Below are 16,487 nucleotides of genomic sequence, written 5' to 3' on the forward strand. Positions count from 1 at the left end.
GCGCGCGCTCAGGGCAGGGCGACGGTGGCGAGGATCTCCTCGACCACGCGGTCGGGGGCGACGCCCTCGCCCTGGGCCTCGTAGCTCAGGCGCAGGCGGTGGCGCAGCACGTCCGGGGCCACGGCGCGCAGGTCCTCGGGGTCGACGTAGTCGCGCCCCGCCAGCCAGGCGTGCGCCCGCCCGCAGCGGTCCAGCGCCAGCGAGGCGCGGGGGCTCGCCCCGATCTCGATCCAGCGGCCGAGGTCCTCGGAGAAGGCCGCCGGCGTCCGGGTCGCCTGCACCAGGTCGGCCATGTAGCGCTCGATGGCCGGGGCGGCGTGGATCGCCGCGATCTCGCGCCGCGCCTCGAAGACCGCGGATTGCGGGATCGCGGGGGCCGGCGCGGGGCGCTCGGCGGAGGCGTCGGCCTGGGCGGCGACCTCCTCCGCGCGGACCATGCGGATCACCTCCACCTCCTCCTCGACCGAGGGCCAGGAGACGAGGACATGCATCAGGAACCGGTCGGTCTGCGCCTCCGGCAGGGGGTAGGTGCCTTCCTGCTCGATGGGGTTCTGCGTCGCCATCACCATGAAGAGGGGCGGCAGGCGGTGGGTCTCGCCCCCCACCGTGACCTGGCGCTCCTCCATCGCCTCCAGCAGGGCGGCCTGCACCTTGGGCGGGGCGCGGTTGATCTCGTCGGCCAGCACGATGTCGGCGAAGATCGGGCCGGGCTGGAAGCGGAAGCTCCCGCTCTCCTGCGCGTAGATCTCGGTCCCGGTGACGTCGGAGGGCAGCAGGTCCGGCGTGAACTGGATGCGCGAGAAGGCGCATTCCAGGTTCTTCGCCAGCGCCTTGATCGCCCGGGTCTTGGCGAGGCCCGGCAGCCCCTCGACCAGCAGGTTGCCGTTGGCGAGCAGGCCGATCAGCAGGCGCTCGATGACGCCGGTCTGGCCGACGATGGCCCCTGACATGCGCTCGCGCAGGGCCTCGACGGCCTCGCGCGGGGTCACTCGCCGCTCCAGATCGTCGACCACTCGGCGGCCATGTCCACGACCACCCAGCCGTGGCCCTCGGCCTCGTCCAGCGCGCGGTCCAGCACGCCGATATGGCCCTCGCGGTCGTAGGCGAACTCGCGCGCCGCGTCGGTGTGATGGACGATCAGGCCGAGCGAGGGCCCCTCGCCCGAGGTCACGTAGTCCAGCATCTGATAGTCGCCGTCGGAGTTGCCGAAGGCCAGGATCGGGCGCACCCCGATCTGCTGGGCGATGCCCACCGGCTTGCCCTCCTTGTCGTCGATCAGGGCGACGCCGCCGGTCTTCATCACGGTCTTCGAGACGGGGTCCCACTCGGTCCGCCCGCGGGTGCCGATCACCTGCCAGGGCGGGATGCCGTAGGCCGCCTCGGCGAAGCCGCGGATGAAATCGACGCCCCCGCCCGAGACGATCCAGGTCGAAAAGCCGTTGTCGCGCAGGTAGCCCAGCAGCTCGACCATCGGCGCGTAGGTCATCTGCGCGTAGGTCAGGCCCGAGGTCGGGTGCACGGCCGTCGTCGCCCAGTCCCGGGCGCGCGCCTGGAAGGCCTCGGTCGAAAGGCCGGCGTGGGAGACCTCGATCACCTCCAGCAGCCCGTCCATGCCGGTCGCGGCCAGCGCCTCGAGGTCGCCCGCCGCGCCCGCCTTCAGCGCCGGGGAGGTCAGGATCGACGGATCCTTCTCGGCCTCGGCCTTCAGGAAATCGAGCGCGAAGAAGAGCTGGAAATAGGCCGGCTGCTCGGACCACAGCGTGCCGTCGTTGTCGAAGACCGCGATGCGGCGCGAGGGCTCGACATAGCCGGCGCCGCCCTCCTCGGTCACGCTGTCGACGAAGGCGACGATCTTCGCCTGGGCGCCGGCGTCGTCCCACGACGGCAGCGGGTCGGCCAGCGCCGGGACGGCGAGCGGCGCGCAGAGCGCGGCGACGAGGATATGACGGGACATGGCGCGTCTCCTGGAAGCGGACGGGGCCTGCGGGGGCTGCGCAGAGCCTCGCCCGGCGCGCGGCCGCGCGAAATCGGCCTTTGGGGCGCCTTGCGGCCCGGCGGGCCCGGCCGGCGCCCTGAATTCGAGCGGGCGCGGACGGCGCAGGGGCCGTCCGCGCCCGATGTTTCCCCGGCCGGGCCCCGGGGCGGGGACCGGCCGGGCGGTCGTCGCGCGGGCTTACTGCGCCGGCGGCGCCAGCTTATCCATCACCTGGTCGAGCGAGAAGCTCGCCGCCTTCTGGCGGGGCGGGAATTCCTCGAAGGTCGCCAGGAAGTTCGCCACGTAGGCCTGGGCGGGGACCAGCATGTAGGCGCGGTCCATCATCCAGTCGTAGTAGGTGTTGGAGGTGCGGTAGGCCCGCTCGTAGGGATCGCGGCGCAGGTTCAGGACCAGCGGGACGCGGAGCGGCGTGAACGGCTCGATCCAGGCCCGCAGCGTGCCCCAGGCCTTCTGCTCGAGGAACATCAGCTTCCAGTCGTGGTAGCGCAGCGCCGACAGGTCGCCGTCGTCGGTGAAGTAGAAGATCTCCTCGCGCGGGGACTCGTCGGTCTCGCCGGTCAGCATCGGCAGGATGTCGTAGCCGTCGAGGTGGACCTTGTACTCGCGCCCGATGGCCTGGACGCCGCCGGCCTTGAGCTGCTCCTTGATGTCCGGGGCGCCGGCCATGCTCAGGAAGGTCGGCAGCCAGTCCATGTGGTGCACGATCTCGTTGTTGACCGAGCCGGGCTCGACCTTGCCGGGCCAGCGCACCATGGCGGGCACGCGCCAGCCGCCTTCCCAGTTGGTGTTCTTCTCGGACCAGAACGGGGTCATGGCCGCGTCGGGCCAGGTGTTCATGTGCGGCCCGTTGTCGGTCGAGTAGAACACGAAGGTGTTGTCGGCGATGCCCAGCTCGTCGAGCGTGTCGAGCAGCTGGCCCACGTGCATGTCATGCAGCACCATGCCCGCCTGGTACTCGTCCAGGTGGCGGCCGGCGATCTCGTCCGCGCGCTGGCGGAAGTCGTCGGCGACATGGGTGCGGTAGTGCATGTGGGTGCCGTTCCACCACACGAACCAGGGCGTGCCCTCGTCGGTCTTGCGCTTGATGAAGTCGATGGCGGCGGCGACGGTCTCGTCGTCCACCGTCTCCATGCGCTTGCGGGTCAGGGGGCCGGTGTCCTCGATGGTGCCGTCGGCCGAGGACTTGATCACCCCGCGCGGGCCCCATTTCTCGCGGAAGGTGGAGCCGTCGGGCAGCACCATGTCGCCGGGATAGTCCTCGTTCTCGGGCTCCTCCTCGGCGTTGAGGTGGTAGAGGTTGCCCAGGAACTCGTCGAAGCCGTGGTTGGTGGGCAGCATCTCGTCCTTGTCGCCGAGGTGGTTCTTGCCGAACTGCCCGGTGTCGTATCCCTGCGCCTTCAGGAGGCCCGCGATGGTCGGATCCTCGATGCGCATGCCCAGCTCGGCGCCCGGCAGGCCCACTTTCGACAGGCCCGTGCGGAACACCGACTGGCCCATGATGAAGGACGAGCGGCCGGCGGTGCAGGACTGCTCGCCGTAGTAGTCGGTGAAGATCATGCCCTCGGAGGCGATGCGGTCGATGTTGGGCGTGCGGTAGCCCATCAGGCCCATGGTATAGGCCGAGATGTTGGACTGCCCGATGTCGTCGCCCCAGATCACCAGGATGTTGGGCTTCTCGGCGTCCTGGGCGGCGGCGAGCCCCGTGACGGCGAGCAGCGCGGCCGCGGCCAACGCCGGGCGGCCTAGTGTGCGCAGAAGCAGGTTCATGAAAAACTCCCTGGAGTCGCGGCAGACGCTCGCGACGCGCCAGGCGGCAGACCGGCGCACGCGCGGGGACGCGCGGCCGGCGACAACGACCTGCGCCGGGCAAGTCTGCGGCGCCTTCCGCAGCGAAAGCAACCTTAAAAAACGCGACGTTTTCAAGACATTGCGAGCCTACCGCACCCGTGGCGCGTCTGTTGCGATGCACAACCTAGGCGGGTTCGCGCGACTCAGGCTTCGGCCTTCTCGGTCAGCCGCTCGAACAGGCGGGCCACCGCCTCGGCGCCGGGATCGTTGTGGCCCGCGAGGCTCTCGGCCGAGAGGTAGCTCGCCCGCCCGGCGCGGGCGTGGGTGATGGCGGCGGTGGCGTCGGCGCCCGCCCGCGCCGCGGCGGCGGCGGCGGCGAGACCCCGGGGCAGGGCCTCGAGCGCGGGCTTGAGCGCGTCGACCAGCGTCCGGTCGCCCGGCTGGGCCCCGCCGACCTGCTGCACCCGATCGAGCCCCGCGCGCAGCGCCCCCACCAGGTCCTTGCCCGCCGCCGAGCCGTCGCCGGCGGCGGCGAAGAAGATCGCCAGCAGCACGCCCGAGGACCCGCCCATGGTCTGGCTCAGCTCCAGCCCGATGGCGCGGTGCAGTTGCGTCTGGTCGGCCAGCGGCAGCCGGTCCATCGCGCCCGCCAGCGCGCGGGCCGCGGTCGCGAGCGTGGAGCCGGTGTCCCCGTCCCCCGACTTGGCGTCGAGCGCGTTCAGATCGGCCTCCGCCTCCACCAGGATCGCGCAGCACCGCTCCAGCAGCGCGCGCACCGGCGGGTTGGCCGAGGGGACCGGCTGGATCGGCGCGAGCCCGTCGGGAAGGTCGAGCACCTCCACCTCCCCCACCGCCCGGCAGCCCGGCCAGGCCCAGGGCGCGCAGGGGGCCTGCAGGGCCGCCTCATGCTCCCGGCTCGCCGGCAGCAGCGACACCGAGAAGCCCTGCATGTCGAGCGAGGTCATCAGCGGCGCCGGCCCCACCATCCAGCGCACCTGCGGCCCGAGGCGGGAGCGCACGAGCTCCTCGGCCAGCACCCCCATCTCCAGCGGCGTCGCGCCGCCGAGGTTGTTGAGCAGCGCCACCTGCGGCCCCGGCCCGATATGCGGGGCGAGGCGGTCGACCACCTGCTCCATCGCGTCGCGGGCGCCGGCGAACTCCACCTGCTCGATCCCCGCCTCGCCGTGGATGCCGAGACCCAGCTCGGCCTTGCCATGGGCGATCCGCGTCTCCTTGGGCGAGCCCGGAATGGTGCAGGTGTCGAGCGACATGCCGATGGAGACGACCCCCTCGATCACCTTCTCGGCGGCCGCCTGCACGGTCTCGAGGTCGGCGCCCTGCTCGGCCAGCGCGCCGGCGATCTTGTGGACGAAGAGCGTGCCGGCGACGCCGCGCGCCTGGGGCAGGTCGGGCAGGGCCACGTCGTCGTCGACGATCACCATGCCGACCTTCAGCCCCTGGGCGCGCGCCCGCTCCGCCGCCAGGCCGAAGTTCAGCCGGTCGCCGGTGTAGTTCTTCACGATCAGCAGGCAGCCCGCCTTGCCGGTCACCGCCAGGATGCCCGCGAGCACCGCGTCCACCGACGGAGACGCGAACACCTCCCCGCAGACCGCCGCCGTCAGCATCCCCTGTCCGACGAAGCCCGCGTGGGAGGGCTCGTGCCCCGAGCCTCCGCCCGAGACCAGCGCCACCTTCGAGCGGTCCCAGTCGGTGCGCACCACCACCTTGATATGCGGATAGCCGTCGAGCCGCGCCAGCCGGCCGCCGGCGGTGCGCAGGGCGCCGTCGATGGCCTCGGTCACCAGCCGGTCCTTGGAGTTGATGAACTGGTCCATGGGGCTTGCTCCTGTCAGGCGATCCGGGCGCCGGCGGCGTCGAAGTAGAGCGGGTTGCGCGGCGCGACGGGGAGGACGTCCCCGGGCTCCAGCGCGGTGTGGGGGTCGGCGAGGGTGACCAGCGCGTGGCCCTCCAGCGCGAGATGCAGGCGGGTCTGGTCGCCCAGCCGCTCGACGCGGATCACCTGCGCCTGCGGGCCGTGGTCGTGGGCGATATGCTCGGGGCGCAGGCCGATGACGGCGGCGCCGGCGGGCGCCCCGGCCCAGAGCCCCGCGGGCAGGGCGTTGATCCGCGGCAGGCCCAGCCGGCCGGCGACATAGAGGCTGACCGGGTCCTCGTAGATCTCGCGCGGGGAGCCGAACTGCACCAGCCTCCCGTGGTCCAGCACGCCCACGTGGGTCGCCATGGTCATCGCCTCCACCTGGTCGTGGGTGACGTAGAGCAGCGTGGCCCCCAGGCTCGCCTGGATGCGCTTCAGCTCGATCCTGAGCTCGGCGCGCAGCTTGGCGTCGAGCGAGCTCAGCGGCTCGTCCATCAGATGCGCCGCGGGGTCGCGCACCAGCGCCCGGCCGATGGAGACGCGCTGCATCTCGCCCCCCGACAGCGCGGTCGCCTTGTTGTCGAGCTTGTGGGAGATGCGCAGCACCTCCGCCACCTCCACGATCTTGCGGTCGATCCGGGCCTCGGGCGTGCGCAGGATCGGCGAGCGGAGCGGGAAGGCCAGGTTCTCGCGCACCGTCATGTGGGGGTAGAGCGAGTACTGCTGGAACACCATCGCCACGTTGCGCTGGGCGGGCGTGTCGCCGATGACCGAGCGTCCGGCGATGCGGATCTCGCCCCGGTCCGGCCGCTCCAGCCCCGCGATCAGGCGAAGCGTGGTGGTCTTGCCCGCCCCCGTCGGCCCCAGCAGAACCACGAAGGCCCCGTCCGGCACGGTCAGCGAGACGCCCTCCAGCGCCTGCGTGTCGCCGAAGGCCTTGGACACGCCGGTGAGCTCGATCTCAGCCATGCAGCACCCCCTCGTTGAGCGCCGAGCGCAGGGCCCGGCCCGAGCGCGCGTCGAAGACGGTCGTGGTGCGCCCGTCGAAGTCGAGGCCCACGCTCTCGCCGACCCGCGCGGGCTGGTCGGCGGGGATCCGGGCCTTCACCTCGCCGTTCGCGGTGGCGAGCGTCACCACCTGCGTGGTGCCGAGATATTCCGTCGCCAGCACCTCGCCGCGGTAGGGGGCGGCGTCCGACAGGCGCACATGCTCGGGGCGGATGCCGTAGACCATGTCGCCCTCGAAGGCCTCGCGCAGGGCGGGCAGGCCGAGGGGGACGTGGTGCAGCGTCGCCTGCGTCGCGCCCGGCGGCAGGGCGCCGTGGAAGCGCAGGAAGTTCATCGGGGGCGAGCCGATGAACTCCGCCACGAACAGGGTGGCGGGCTTGTCGTAGATGTCCTGGGGGGCGCCGAACTGCTCGATCACGCCGTGGTTCATCACCACGATCTTGTCGCCCATCTGCATGGCTTCGAGCTGGTCGTGGGTGACGTAGATGGTGGTCGCGCCCATGCGGTCGTGCAGCGCGCGCAGCTCCTCGGCCATGCGCTCGCGGAACTCGGCGTCGAGCGCTCCCAGCGGCTCGTCCATCAGGAAGCAGGCGGGGTCGCGCACGATGGCCCGCCCCAGCGCCACCCGCTGCCGGTCCCCGCCCGAGAGCCCGCCGACGGGGCGGTCCAGGATGTCCTCGATCCCGAGGATCCGCGCCGCCTCCTCGACCTTCCGCCGGACCTCCGCCCGGGACATGCCCTGCGAGACCAGCGGATAGGCGATGTTCTTGCGCACGTTCAGATGCGGGTAGAGGGCGAACATCTGGAAGACGAAGGCGATGTCGCGCTGGGAGGCGGGCTTGCGGGCCACGTCCTCGCCCCCGATCAGGATTTCGCCCGAGGTCGGCAGCTCCAGCCCGGCGATCATGCGCAGGGTGGTGGTCTTGCCGCAGCCCGAGGGGCCGAGCAGCATGAAGAACTCCCCGTCCTCGACCTTGAAGGAGGAGGACTGGACGGCGGTGAAGCTCCCGAACTCCTTGCGGACGTTGCGGATGACGATCTCGGCCATCAGCGATCCTCCGGGAAATGGCTGACGACGATGAAGAGGACCGTGCCGGTCAGCAGCACCAGGAACGACCAGGTGAAGGCCGCGAGGAAGAAGGGCTGCATCAGCATCACCACGCCCAGCCCGATGGCGATGGAGGCGACCATCTCCCACGGGCCGCGGCGGAGGCGGGCGAGGCCAGAGAGGAACCGGGTCATTTGCGCACCGCTCCGAAGGTGATCCCCCGCAGCAGGTGCTTGCGCAGCAGGATGGTGAAGACCATGACCGGCAGCAGGAACAGCGTCGCGCCGGCGGCGACGGCGGGCCAGTCCTGGCCGCCCACGCCGATGATCGTGGGGATGAAGGGCGGCGCCGTCTGCGCCGTGCCCGAGGTCAGCAGCACCGCGAAGGCGTATTCGTTCCAACTGAAGATCAGGCAGAAGATCGCCGTCGCCGCGATCCCCGTGGCCGCCTGCGGCAGCACCACCTTCCGGAACGCCTGGAAGCGGGTGTAGCCGTCGATCAGCGCCGCCTCCTCGTATTCCCGCGGGATCTCGTCGATGAAGCCCTTCAGCAGCCAGACCGAGAGGCTGAGGTTCACCGCGGTGTAGAGCAGGATCATCCCCAGGTGCGTGTCCGAGAGCCCCAGGTTGCGGAACATCAGGAAGATCGGGATCGCCACCGCGATCGGCGGCATCATCCGGGTCGAGAGGATGAAGAACAGCAGGTCGTCCTTCAGCGGGATCCGGTAGCGGGAGAACGCGTAGGCCGCCAGCGTCCCCAGGAACACCGAGAGAAACGTCGACCCGAAGCCGATGATGACCGAGTTCAGGAACCGCTCCCCGAACCGCGAGGGCCCGGCGATGACCATGCCCTTCTCGTGCACGATCTCCTCGTACCAGGTCTGCGGCGGGTTCTCGGCCAGGTACTCGGGCGTCTGCCGGGTCTGGGCGGTGAAGAGGTTGACGTAGCCCTCCAGCGACGGCTCGAAGGCGATCTTGGGCGGGTAGGCGATGGAATCCGCGGAGCTCTTGAACCCGGTCGAGACGATCCAGATCAGCGGCAGCATGGTGATCAGCGCATAGGCGATCACCAGCGCGCCGGCGACGGCCTTCTGCCGCGGCGACGGGTCGGTGATTGAAAAACTCATCGCTCCTTCACCTTGTTCAGCGCCTTCACGTAGATCGAGGCCAGCCCGAAGACCGTCACGAACAACACGATGGCGTAGGCCGAGGAATAGCCCGTGCGCCATTTCTCGAACGCCTCGCGCTTGAGGTCGATCGAGGTCAGCGTGGTGGTGTTGCCGGGGCCCCCTCCGGTCAGCTGCACCACCAGGTCGAACATCTTGAAGTTCTCGATCCCCCGGAACAGGACGGCCAGCATCAGGAACGGCAGCACCATCGGCACGGTGATCGTCCAGAACTGCCGCCAGGGGGAGGCGCGGTCGCACTCGGCGGCCTCGTAGATGCTCTCGGGGATCGAGCGCAGCCCGGCCAGGCAGATCAGCATCACGAAGGGCGTCCACATCCAGGTGTCGACGATGACGATCGCCCAGGGGGCCAGAGAGACCTCTCCGATCATCGAGAAGCTGGTGGCGGGGACGCCGGTCAGGAACTCGACCGCGTAATTGAACAGCCCGATCTGCGGTTGGTAGAGAAAGGTCCAGAAGTTCCCCACCACCGCCGGCGACAGCATCATCGGCAGCACGATGATCGTCGTCCACAGGTCCGAATGGCGGAACTTGCGGTTGATCAGCCAGGCCAACGCGAAGCCCAGCAGCACCTGGAAGAACAGCGTCCAGAACAGGAAATGCGCCGTCGCCTGCATCGTCGCCCAGACGTCGGCGTCGGTCAGGATGCGCTGGTAGTTGCGCAGGCCGACGCTCTCGACCTCGGCGTTGGGGCGGTTGGCGCGGAAGTTGGTGAAGCTCAGCCGGATCGTCCAGATCAGCGGGAAGATGTTCACCGCCAGCAGCAGGAAGATCGTCGGCGCCACGAAGATCCAGGCGATCGCCCGGTCGGAGAGGCCGCGGATGCGGCGCGCCACGCCCGGCGGCGTCGCCTCGGCCACGCGGCCCATCGCCGTGTCGGTCATCTCGGGTCCTTCATGCTCTCGTCGGGAAGGGCGCGGTCCGCCCGGCGCGGGGGAGGAGACCCCGGCCGGGCGGGCCTTCGGGCAGGGGGCGAGGGTCCCCCGCCCGCCGTCCCTTGTGTGGAGGGACGGAAAGGCGCCCGGATCGACCCCGCCGGGGTCAGATCTTGCCGTCGTCCTCGAAGACCTCGGTCCAGTCCTCGACCAGGCCGTCCAGCGCCTCCTGCGCTGTGCCCTGGCCGGCGACGACGTACTTGTGCACCCGGTCCTGCATCGAGAGCAGCAGCGAGGCGTAGGAGGGCTCGGCCCAGAAGTCCTTCACGATCGCCATGCTGTCGAGGAAGGTCTGCGCATAGGGCTGCGAGGTCGCGAAGCCCGGGTCCTCGACCACCGCCTTCAGGGCCGAGTAGCCGCCGAGGCTCCACCACTTCTTCTGCACCTCGGGCTGGGCGAACCACCGGATGTATTCCAGCGCCGCCTCCTGCTGGTCCGAGTAGCTGACGACCGAGATCCCCTGGCCGCCGAGCTGGGCGAAATGCCCCGCGGGCCCGGCCGGGTTGGCGAAATAGCCCGACTTGCCGCCGCCGACGTTCGGGTCGGCCTCGACGCCGGGCCAGATGAAGGCGAAGTTCATCTGCAGCGCGACCTGGCCCGACTTGTAGGCGTCGATGTCCTCGGACATGTACCAGTCGGACGAGCCCGGCGGCGTGCAGCAGTCGTAGAGGGCCTTGTAGAACTCCAGTCCCTCCACCGCGCCGGGCGAGTTCACGTAGCCGTCCAGCTCGTAGGGGTTCTCGGGGCTGCCGTACTGGAACCCGTAGTTGTAGAGGGCGTTGGTGACGCCCATGGTGATGCCTTCCGAGCCGCGCTCGGTATAGATCGCGGCGCCGTAGACGGTCTTTCCGTCGATCTCGCGCTCCTGGAAGAACTCGGCGATGTCCTTGAGCTCTTCGAGGGTCTTGGGGGGCGCGAGGTCGCGGCCGTATTTTTCGCTGAATTCCTTCTGCAGCTCCGGCTTCTCGAACCAGTCCTTGCGGTAGGTCCAGCCGACCACGTCGCCGAAGGCGGGCAGGGCCCAGTAGTTGGGCGTGCCCTTGGGCCACTCGGCGTAGCCGGTGACGGTCGCCGGGATGAAGTCGGCCATGTCGATGCCGTTGGCGTCGAAGAAGTCGTTGAGCTTCACGTAGTGCCCGGCCTCGGCGCCCAGGCCGATCCACTGGCTGTCGCCGATCATCAGGTCGCAGAGCTGGCCGCCGGAGTTCAGCTCGTTGAGCATCCGGTCGGCGAAGTTGGGCCAGGGCACGAACTCGAAGCTCATCTTGTGGCCGGACTGGGCCTCGAAGTCCTTGGAGAGCTCGATCAGCGCGTTGGCCGGGTCCCAGGCGGCCCAGCACAGCGTCAGGTCGGCGGCGCGGGCCTCCGCGGCGCCGAGCGCCGCGACGAGGGCCGAGCTCGCCAATAGGGGCATGGTCTTCATGGTTGGATCCTCCCGTGTCGAAGGCGCGTCGTTTTTCTGCGCACCTCCGATGCGCGCGGGGTGCGGGAAGAGTCGTAAATGAGGAACGTGCCTCACGTCCACTGTTTTGAGGCACGTTCCTCATTTGCGGAGGCGCCTGCGGACGCTGCGTCTTCCCTCGATTCCGGGCGCAAGCGCCTTGGCCGAAAGGCGGAATCCGGCGCGGCCCGGCGGCGGGCCGGGGCGAGGGATTTCCGCGTGGGCGGGAGGGGCGGCGGGCCCGGCGCGGGCCGGGCGGGCGAATCAGGGCAGGTTCTCGCGCAGGACGATCTCGATGCGGATCCGCTCCTGCGCCTCGAACACCGGGGCGGCGTCGCAGGCCGCGCGCAGGACCCGCAGCGCGCTGCGCGCCAGGTGCCCCACGTCCTGCGAGATGACGGCCGCCATCTCGTTCTCGATCAGCGCCCGGCGGGTGACCGGCGTCAGCTCGTGGCCGATCACCACCAGCTCGTCCAGCCGGCCGGAGCGGCGCAGCGCCCGCAGCAGCGGCGTGTTGCCCGAGCCCATCGAGTAGACGCCCACCAGCTTCGGCCGGCTCATCGCCGCCTCGAAGGCCACCGCCTCCATGCGGGCGGGGTCGTCGTAGGACTCGGCCGTGGGCAGGACCGAGAGCTTCGGGAAATCCGTCGCCGTCACCTGGTCGAAGCCCAGACGCCGGTCCAGACTGTCCCGCGATCTCAGGGAGTTGGTGACCACCAGCACCTCGCCCCCCTGCGGCGCGAAGCGCCCCGTCAAGAGGGCCGCGGTGCGCCCGGCGGCCACGTTGTCGATGCCCACGAAGCGGTCCCGCGGCGCGTTGGGCAGGTCGGAGACCAGCGCCACGACCGCCAGCCCCTCCTCCTTCAGCCGGGCCACCGCGTCGCGCACCTGCGGCGTCTCGGGCGCCATGATCGCCACCCCGTCGAGGCGGCGCGGATTCAGCGCCCGCAGCGCCCGGACCACCGCGTGGGGGTCCTGCGCGGGCGTCGTCACCACCTTGACCGAGGCGCGGTCGGCGACCTGGGTCGCGCAGGCCTCCAGCAGCGCGGCGCGCAGGGTCTCGACGAACTGGTTGGGGCCCTCGGGCAGCACGAAGGCCAGGCGATAGAACCGCCCCCGCGCCAGGTTGGCCGCGGCGGCGTCGCGCACGTAGCCCAGCCGGGCCACCGCCTCCTGCACCCGCGCGATGGTCTTCTCGCGCACGCCGGGGCGGGCGTTGAGCACGCGGTCCACCGTGGCGAGACTGACGCCCGCCTCTTTCGCGATGTCGTGAACCGTCGGTCTCATGGGGCCTCCGACCCCGAAACCTAAGGCGCGTTCTGAGGTACGTCAATCAAGCGCGGAAGCCGCCTCGCGACCGTAGCGGCGCCGCCGGCCCGCCGCTAGAAGGGGGGCGCAGAGGCCCGCAGGAGACCGCGATGACCCGTCCCCCCCAAGCCTGGCCCCAGGGCTGGACCCCGCAGCGCCGCTTCGGCGAGGGCCGCGTCGCCTATGCGCTGGACGCGGACGGCGTGGCGGTGCTGGCGATCGACGCCCCCGCGCGGATGAATGCGCTCGACGATCCCGCCGTCGCCGGCATCGTCGCGGCGCTGGAGACGGCCGAGGCCGAGGCCCGCGCGCTGGTCTTCACCGGCCTGGGCGGGCGGGCCTTCATCTCGGGCGCCGACATCGGCGGCTTCGACGGGCCGCAGCGCGAGGGGCCGACCTTCCTCGAGGGCCAGCGGCGGCTCGCCGCCTGCCCCCTGCCGGTGGTGGCGGCGATCCGCGGCTACTGTCTCGGCGGCGGGCTGATGACGGCGATGAACTGCGACTTCCGCCTCGCCTCGAGCGACGCGAGCTTCGGCGTGCCGGCGGCGAAGCTGGGCATCTCCTACGGCGCCGAGGGCCTGGCCCGCCTGGTCGAGGCCGTCGGCCCCGGCCGCACCCGCCGCCTGCTCTACGTCGGCGACCGGGTGGACGCGGCGACCGCCCTCGCCTGGGGCCTGGTCGAGGAGGTGCACGCCCCCGAGGCCCTCTGGTCCGCCGCCCTGGCGCTCGCCCGCCAGATCGCGGGCAACGCGCCGCTCTCGATCCGGGCCACCAAGGCGACGGTGGCCGACATCCTGGCCGAGCCCTCCGCGAAGGACCCCGGGCGCATCGCCGCCCTCTCCCGCGCGTGCCGCGAGAGCGCGGACTTCGCCGAAGGCCGCGCCGCCTTCCGCGACAAGCGCGCGCCCCGCTTCACCGGGCGCTGACGCCCGCCCCGCGCGCGCGCCGGACTTGATCCGGGGCCTCTCGCCGCCTGCCGCAGGAGGCCCCGGATCGGGTCCGGGGCGCCCCCGGGGCCGCCCTCAGCCCTCCAGCACCTTGCCGGGGTTCATGCGGCCCTCGGGGTCGAGCGCGCGCTTGACCATCCGCATCACCGCGATCTCCTCGGGCGAGCGCGAGTGCCCCAGGTAGGGCCGCTTGGTCGTCCCGATCCCGTGCTCGGCCGAGATCGAGCCGCCGAACTCGCGCACCGTGTCGTAGATCGCCCGGTCGAAGCCGTCGCGCGGCTGGTCGCTCCCGCAGGCGGGCGAGCGCACGATCAGGTGCAGGTTGTTGTCGCCCAGATGCCCGTAGGCGAGATGCATCGCGTCGGGCCACTGCGCGCGCACCCGGGCGGCCGAGGTCTCGACGAAGCGGTCGGTGACGCCGGCCGGCAGGCCGATGTCGTAGGAGACCAGCGGGCCGGCCTTCTGGCGCAGGTCGCCCACGATCTCGCGGATCTGCCAGAAGGCGGCCGCCTCGCGTTCGGTCTGGGCGATCAGGGCGTCCTCGATCAGACCCTGCTCCATCAGCTCGCCCAGCGCGTCGGGCAGGCGGCTCTCGTCGCCGGCGCCGAAGCGGGAGATCTCGACGATGGCGTAGAAGCGGTGCGCCGCCGCGAAGGGCCGGCGCAGGTCGAAGGTCGAGACGATCGTGTCGAGGTATTCGTCCCACATCGCCTCGAAACTGGTCAGCCCGGGGCCGAAGCGGGCGCGGAGCGCCGAGAGCAGCCCCAGCAGGGAGGCGTAGTCGGGCAGGGCGCACAGCGCCGCGTCCAGCGCGGCGGGCCTGGGCTGCAGCCTCAGCGCGATGCGGGTGATCGCGCCCAGCGTCCCCTCGGCCCCGATGAACAGGTGCTTGATGTCGTAGCCGGTGTTGTTCTTCACCAGCCGGTTCAGCGCGTTGACCACCGTGCCGTCGGGCAGCACCGCCTCCAGCCCCAGCACCTGGTCGCGCGCCGTCCCGTAGCGGATCACCCGGTTGCCGCCCGCATTGGTCGAGACGTTGCCCCCGATCGAGCAGGACCCGCGCGAGCCGAGGTCCAGCGGGAAGAACAGCCCCGCCTGCTCGGCCGCCTGCTGCACCTGCTGCAGCGGCGTGCCCGCGCGCACGATCATCGTGGCGCCCTCGGCGTCGACCTCCTCGACGCCGGTCAGGCGTTCCATCGACAGGGCGACGCCGCCCGCCACCGGGTGGGCGCCGCGCACGAGGCCGGTCAGCCCGCCCTGCGGCACCACCGCGAGCCCCGTCTGCGCGCAGGCCCGCAGCACCGCCGCGACCTCCTGCGTCGAGCGGGGCCGCGCCAGCGCCAGCGGGCGGACCGGGGGCTGGCGGGACCAGTCCTGCAGGTTGCGCTCGGGGATCGCGTCGCCGAAGACCAGCAGGTCGGGCGGCAGGTCCGGGCCGGCGGCGGCCAGCGCCGCGCGCAGGGCGTCGAGCGCCTCGGCCGGCCGGTCGAGGGACGGGGTGTCGGTCATCAAGCGCCTCCCATGCGCCATGCGCGCGGGGATCGTGCCCCGGGCGTCGTTCGGGCTTCCGCGACGATAGCGGCTCCGGCCCCGGAATGCCCGGGGCGCGCGCGGCGCGCGCGCCCCGGGCGAGGTCCGCGCAGAGGCGTCCCGGGACGGGGGCCGGGGCGTCGGGTCAGCCTGCGGGCGGGACCACGCAGCCTTCGGCGGTCAGCGCCTCGATCTCGTCGTCAGCGAAGCCGGCCGCACGCAGGGTGGCGAGCGTGTCGGCCCCCGCCTCGGGCGCGGGCGAGCGGATCGTGCCCGGGCTCGCCGAGAGCCGCGCGATCAGCCCTGCGATGGGCAGCTCCGGCGCCCCCGGCCGCGGGCTCAGGTGCTGGAACACGCCCGAGCCCAGCACGCCCGGGTCGTTGATCGCCTGGATCGGGCTCAGGGCGGGGCCCGAGGGGATGCGGGCCTGCGCCAGCACGTCCATCGCCTCCTGCATGGTCAGGGGCGCGGCCCATTCGCCGAGGATCGCCGACAGCTCGGCCCCCGCGGCGCCGCGCTTCTCGTCGGTGTCGAAGCGGGGGTCGGCGGCGAGCTCCGGCCGCCCGATCGCCTCGCACAGGCGCCCGAACATGGCGGGGCCCACCACCTGCACCACCACCGCGCCGTCCTTCGTGGGCACCAGTTCGGCGGGGCCGGCGTAGGGGCTGCGGCCCTCGGCCGGCGGGCGGTCGACGCCGGTCGAGGCCTCGAGCAGCACCGCGTTCATGAAGGTCAGCGCGGTCTGCAGCAGCGAGGCCTGCACCTCCTGCCCCTCGCCCGTCGCGCGGCGGTGCATGATCGCGGCCATGATGCCGATGGCGGTGCCCAGGCCGGTGCCGAAGTCGACGTAGTTCGCCGCCGTGCGCACCGGGCGCCCGGGCCAGCCGCTCATGTAGGTCGCCCCGCTCATCGCCTGGCCGATCAGGTCGAAGCCGTTGCGCCCCGAGAGCGGCCCCTGCGGCCCGTAGGCCGAGACGTTGGCCGAGATGATCGCCGGGTTCGCCTGTTTCAGCGACGCATAGTCCAGCCCCAGCTTCGGCAGCGCCGCGGGCGGCATGTTGGTCAGCGTCACGTCGGCCGAGGCGACCAGGCGGTTGAGCACCTCGCGCCCCCGCGGGCTGCGCAGGTCCATGGTCAGGGACTTCTTGTTGCGGTTCAGCGCCAGGAACTGGGCGCCGTCGCTCAGCCCCTCCAGCGTCAGCAGGAAGCGGTCGTCGGCGCCGCCGGGCGGCTCGATCCGGATCACTTCCGCGCCCAGGTCGCCCAGGATCGAGCCGCAGTAGGGCCCGGCGATATAGCGGCTGAAATCCAGGACCCGGATGCCGTTCAGCACCCCCGGCGCGATCGCCGCCTGCGCGGCCTCGCGGTTGAAGCCGTCGTCCATGCGGCCCTCCCTTCTTGGTTCTTGCGCGGCCGGTCTCGGG

14 protein-coding genes are annotated in these 16,487 nt (G+C 71.7%); 1 reads left to right on the plus strand and 13 read right to left on the minus strand.

Features of this window, described 5'->3' with window-relative positions:
• Positions 1 to 8: 8 nt before the first annotated feature.
• From BM064_RS06730 to BM064_RS06780, 11 genes are all read right to left on the minus strand, one after another.
• A complete protein-coding gene (locus BM064_RS06730) occupies positions 9 to 989 on the minus strand; it encodes an AAA family ATPase (protein ID WP_245779077.1) in 981 nt (326 codons plus the stop codon).
• Complete coding sequence (locus BM064_RS06735; RefSeq protein WP_092858990.1) at positions 986 to 1,954, minus strand: HAD family hydrolase; 969 nt, start codon at positions 1,952 to 1,954, stop codon at positions 986 to 988. Before BM064_RS06735 ends, BM064_RS06730 begins: the two co-directional genes overlap by 4 nt.
• A gap of 219 nt (positions 1,955 to 2,173) precedes the next feature.
• The gene (locus tag BM064_RS06740; protein WP_092858991.1) at positions 2,174 to 3,763 is read right to left on the minus strand and encodes an arylsulfatase; all 1,590 of its coding nucleotides are present in this window, start codon (positions 3,761 to 3,763) and stop codon (positions 2,174 to 2,176) included.
• A gap of 224 nt (positions 3,764 to 3,987) precedes the next feature.
• Positions 3,988 to 5,619, minus strand: a complete 1,632-nt coding sequence (locus BM064_RS06745) for a dihydroxyacetone kinase subunit DhaK (RefSeq protein ID WP_092858992.1) — start codon at positions 5,617 to 5,619, stop codon at positions 3,988 to 3,990.
• A 14-nt stretch (positions 5,620 to 5,633) separates the two neighbouring features.
• A complete protein-coding gene (locus BM064_RS06750) occupies positions 5,634 to 6,629 on the minus strand; it encodes an ABC transporter ATP-binding protein (protein ID WP_092858993.1) in 996 nt (331 codons plus the stop codon).
• Positions 6,622 to 7,716 carry an ABC transporter ATP-binding protein gene (locus tag BM064_RS06755; RefSeq protein WP_092858994.1) on the minus strand — a complete coding sequence of 365 codons (1,095 nt, stop codon included), beginning with the start codon at positions 7,714 to 7,716 and terminating at the stop codon, positions 6,622 to 6,624. Before BM064_RS06755 ends, BM064_RS06750 begins: the two co-directional genes overlap by 8 nt.
• A complete protein-coding gene (locus BM064_RS06760; RefSeq protein ID WP_092858995.1) occupies positions 7,716 to 7,910 on the minus strand; it encodes a hypothetical protein in 195 nt (64 codons plus the stop codon). Before BM064_RS06760 ends, BM064_RS06755 begins: the two co-directional genes overlap by 1 nt.
• Complete coding sequence (locus BM064_RS06765; protein WP_092858996.1) at positions 7,907 to 8,842, minus strand: carbohydrate ABC transporter permease; 936 nt, start codon at positions 8,840 to 8,842, stop codon at positions 7,907 to 7,909. Before BM064_RS06765 ends, BM064_RS06760 begins: the two co-directional genes overlap by 4 nt.
• Complete coding sequence (locus BM064_RS06770; RefSeq protein ID WP_092858997.1) at positions 8,839 to 9,786, minus strand: carbohydrate ABC transporter permease; 948 nt, start codon at positions 9,784 to 9,786, stop codon at positions 8,839 to 8,841. The genes BM064_RS06765 and BM064_RS06770 overlap by 4 nt, the downstream gene beginning before the upstream one ends.
• A gap of 157 nt (positions 9,787 to 9,943) precedes the next feature.
• Entirely contained in the window at positions 9,944 to 11,260 is a 1,317-nt protein-coding gene (locus BM064_RS06775) for an ABC transporter substrate-binding protein (RefSeq protein ID WP_092858998.1), read from the minus strand.
• A 282-nt stretch (positions 11,261 to 11,542) separates the two neighbouring features.
• Positions 11,543 to 12,565 (minus strand): LacI family DNA-binding transcriptional regulator, encoded by a 1,023-nt coding sequence (locus BM064_RS06780; RefSeq protein WP_092858999.1) that lies wholly within the window; start codon positions 12,563 to 12,565, stop codon positions 11,543 to 11,545.
• A 131-nt stretch (positions 12,566 to 12,696) separates the two neighbouring features.
• Here BM064_RS06780 and BM064_RS06785 point away from each other — a divergent pair, with 131 nt between their 5' ends.
• Positions 12,697 to 13,512, plus strand: a complete 816-nt coding sequence (locus BM064_RS06785) for an enoyl-CoA hydratase-related protein (protein ID WP_092859000.1) — start codon at positions 12,697 to 12,699, stop codon at positions 13,510 to 13,512.
• Between the two features lie 96 nt (positions 13,513 to 13,608).
• Here BM064_RS06785 and BM064_RS06790 read toward each other — a convergent pair whose 3' ends face one another.
• Both BM064_RS06790 and BM064_RS06795 read right to left on the minus strand, forming a co-directional pair.
• A complete protein-coding gene (locus tag BM064_RS06790) occupies positions 13,609 to 15,042 on the minus strand; it encodes an FAD-binding oxidoreductase (RefSeq protein ID WP_092859001.1) in 1,434 nt (477 codons plus the stop codon).
• A 166-nt stretch (positions 15,043 to 15,208) separates the two neighbouring features.
• A complete protein-coding gene (locus BM064_RS06795) occupies positions 15,209 to 16,447 on the minus strand; it encodes a CaiB/BaiF CoA transferase family protein (RefSeq protein ID WP_092859002.1) in 1,239 nt (412 codons plus the stop codon).
• Positions 16,448 to 16,487: the final 40 nt, after the last annotated feature.

It is taken from the genome of Albimonas pacifica, from assembly GCF_900113695.1.
GTDB lineage: Bacteria > Pseudomonadota > Alphaproteobacteria > Rhodobacterales > Rhodobacteraceae > Albimonas > Albimonas pacifica.

Excerpts from the sequence above, each read along its gene's own strand:
- BM064_RS06775 (WP_092858998.1), bottom strand. The coding sequence starts at position 11,260 with ATGAAGACCATGCCCCTATTGGCGAGCTCGGCCCTCGTCGCGGCGCTC.
- BM064_RS06745 (WP_092858992.1), bottom strand. The coding sequence starts at position 5,619 with ATGGACCAGTTCATCAACTCCAAGGACCGGCTGGTGACCGAGGCCATC.
- BM064_RS06760 (WP_092858995.1), bottom strand. The coding sequence starts at position 7,910 with ATGACCCGGTTCCTCTCTGGCCTCGCCCGCCTCCGCCGCGGCCCGTGG.
- BM064_RS06755 (WP_092858994.1), bottom strand. The coding sequence starts at position 7,716 with ATGGCCGAGATCGTCATCCGCAACGTCCGCAAGGAGTTCGGGAGCTTC.
- BM064_RS06765 (WP_092858996.1), bottom strand. The coding sequence starts at position 8,842 with ATGAGTTTTTCAATCACCGACCCGTCGCCGCGGCAGAAGGCCGTCGCC.
- BM064_RS06735 (WP_092858990.1), bottom strand. The coding sequence starts at position 1,954 with ATGTCCCGTCATATCCTCGTCGCCGCGCTCTGCGCGCCGCTCGCCGTC.
- BM064_RS06790 (WP_092859001.1), bottom strand. The coding sequence starts at position 15,042 with ATGACCGACACCCCGTCCCTCGACCGGCCGGCCGAGGCGCTCGACGCC.
- BM064_RS06750 (WP_092858993.1), bottom strand. The coding sequence starts at position 6,629 with ATGGCTGAGATCGAGCTCACCGGCGTGTCCAAGGCCTTCGGCGACACG.
- BM064_RS06740 (WP_092858991.1), bottom strand. The coding sequence starts at position 3,763 with ATGAACCTGCTTCTGCGCACACTAGGCCGCCCGGCGTTGGCCGCGGCC.
- BM064_RS06780 (WP_092858999.1), bottom strand. The coding sequence starts at position 12,565 with ATGAGACCGACGGTTCACGACATCGCGAAAGAGGCGGGCGTCAGTCTC.
- BM064_RS06785 (WP_092859000.1), top strand. The coding sequence starts at position 12,697 with ATGACCCGTCCCCCCCAAGCCTGGCCCCAGGGCTGGACCCCGCAGCGC.
- BM064_RS06795 (WP_092859002.1), bottom strand. The coding sequence starts at position 16,447 with ATGGACGACGGCTTCAACCGCGAGGCCGCGCAGGCGGCGATCGCGCCG.
- BM064_RS06770 (WP_092858997.1), bottom strand. The coding sequence starts at position 9,786 with ATGACCGACACGGCGATGGGCCGCGTGGCCGAGGCGACGCCGCCGGGC.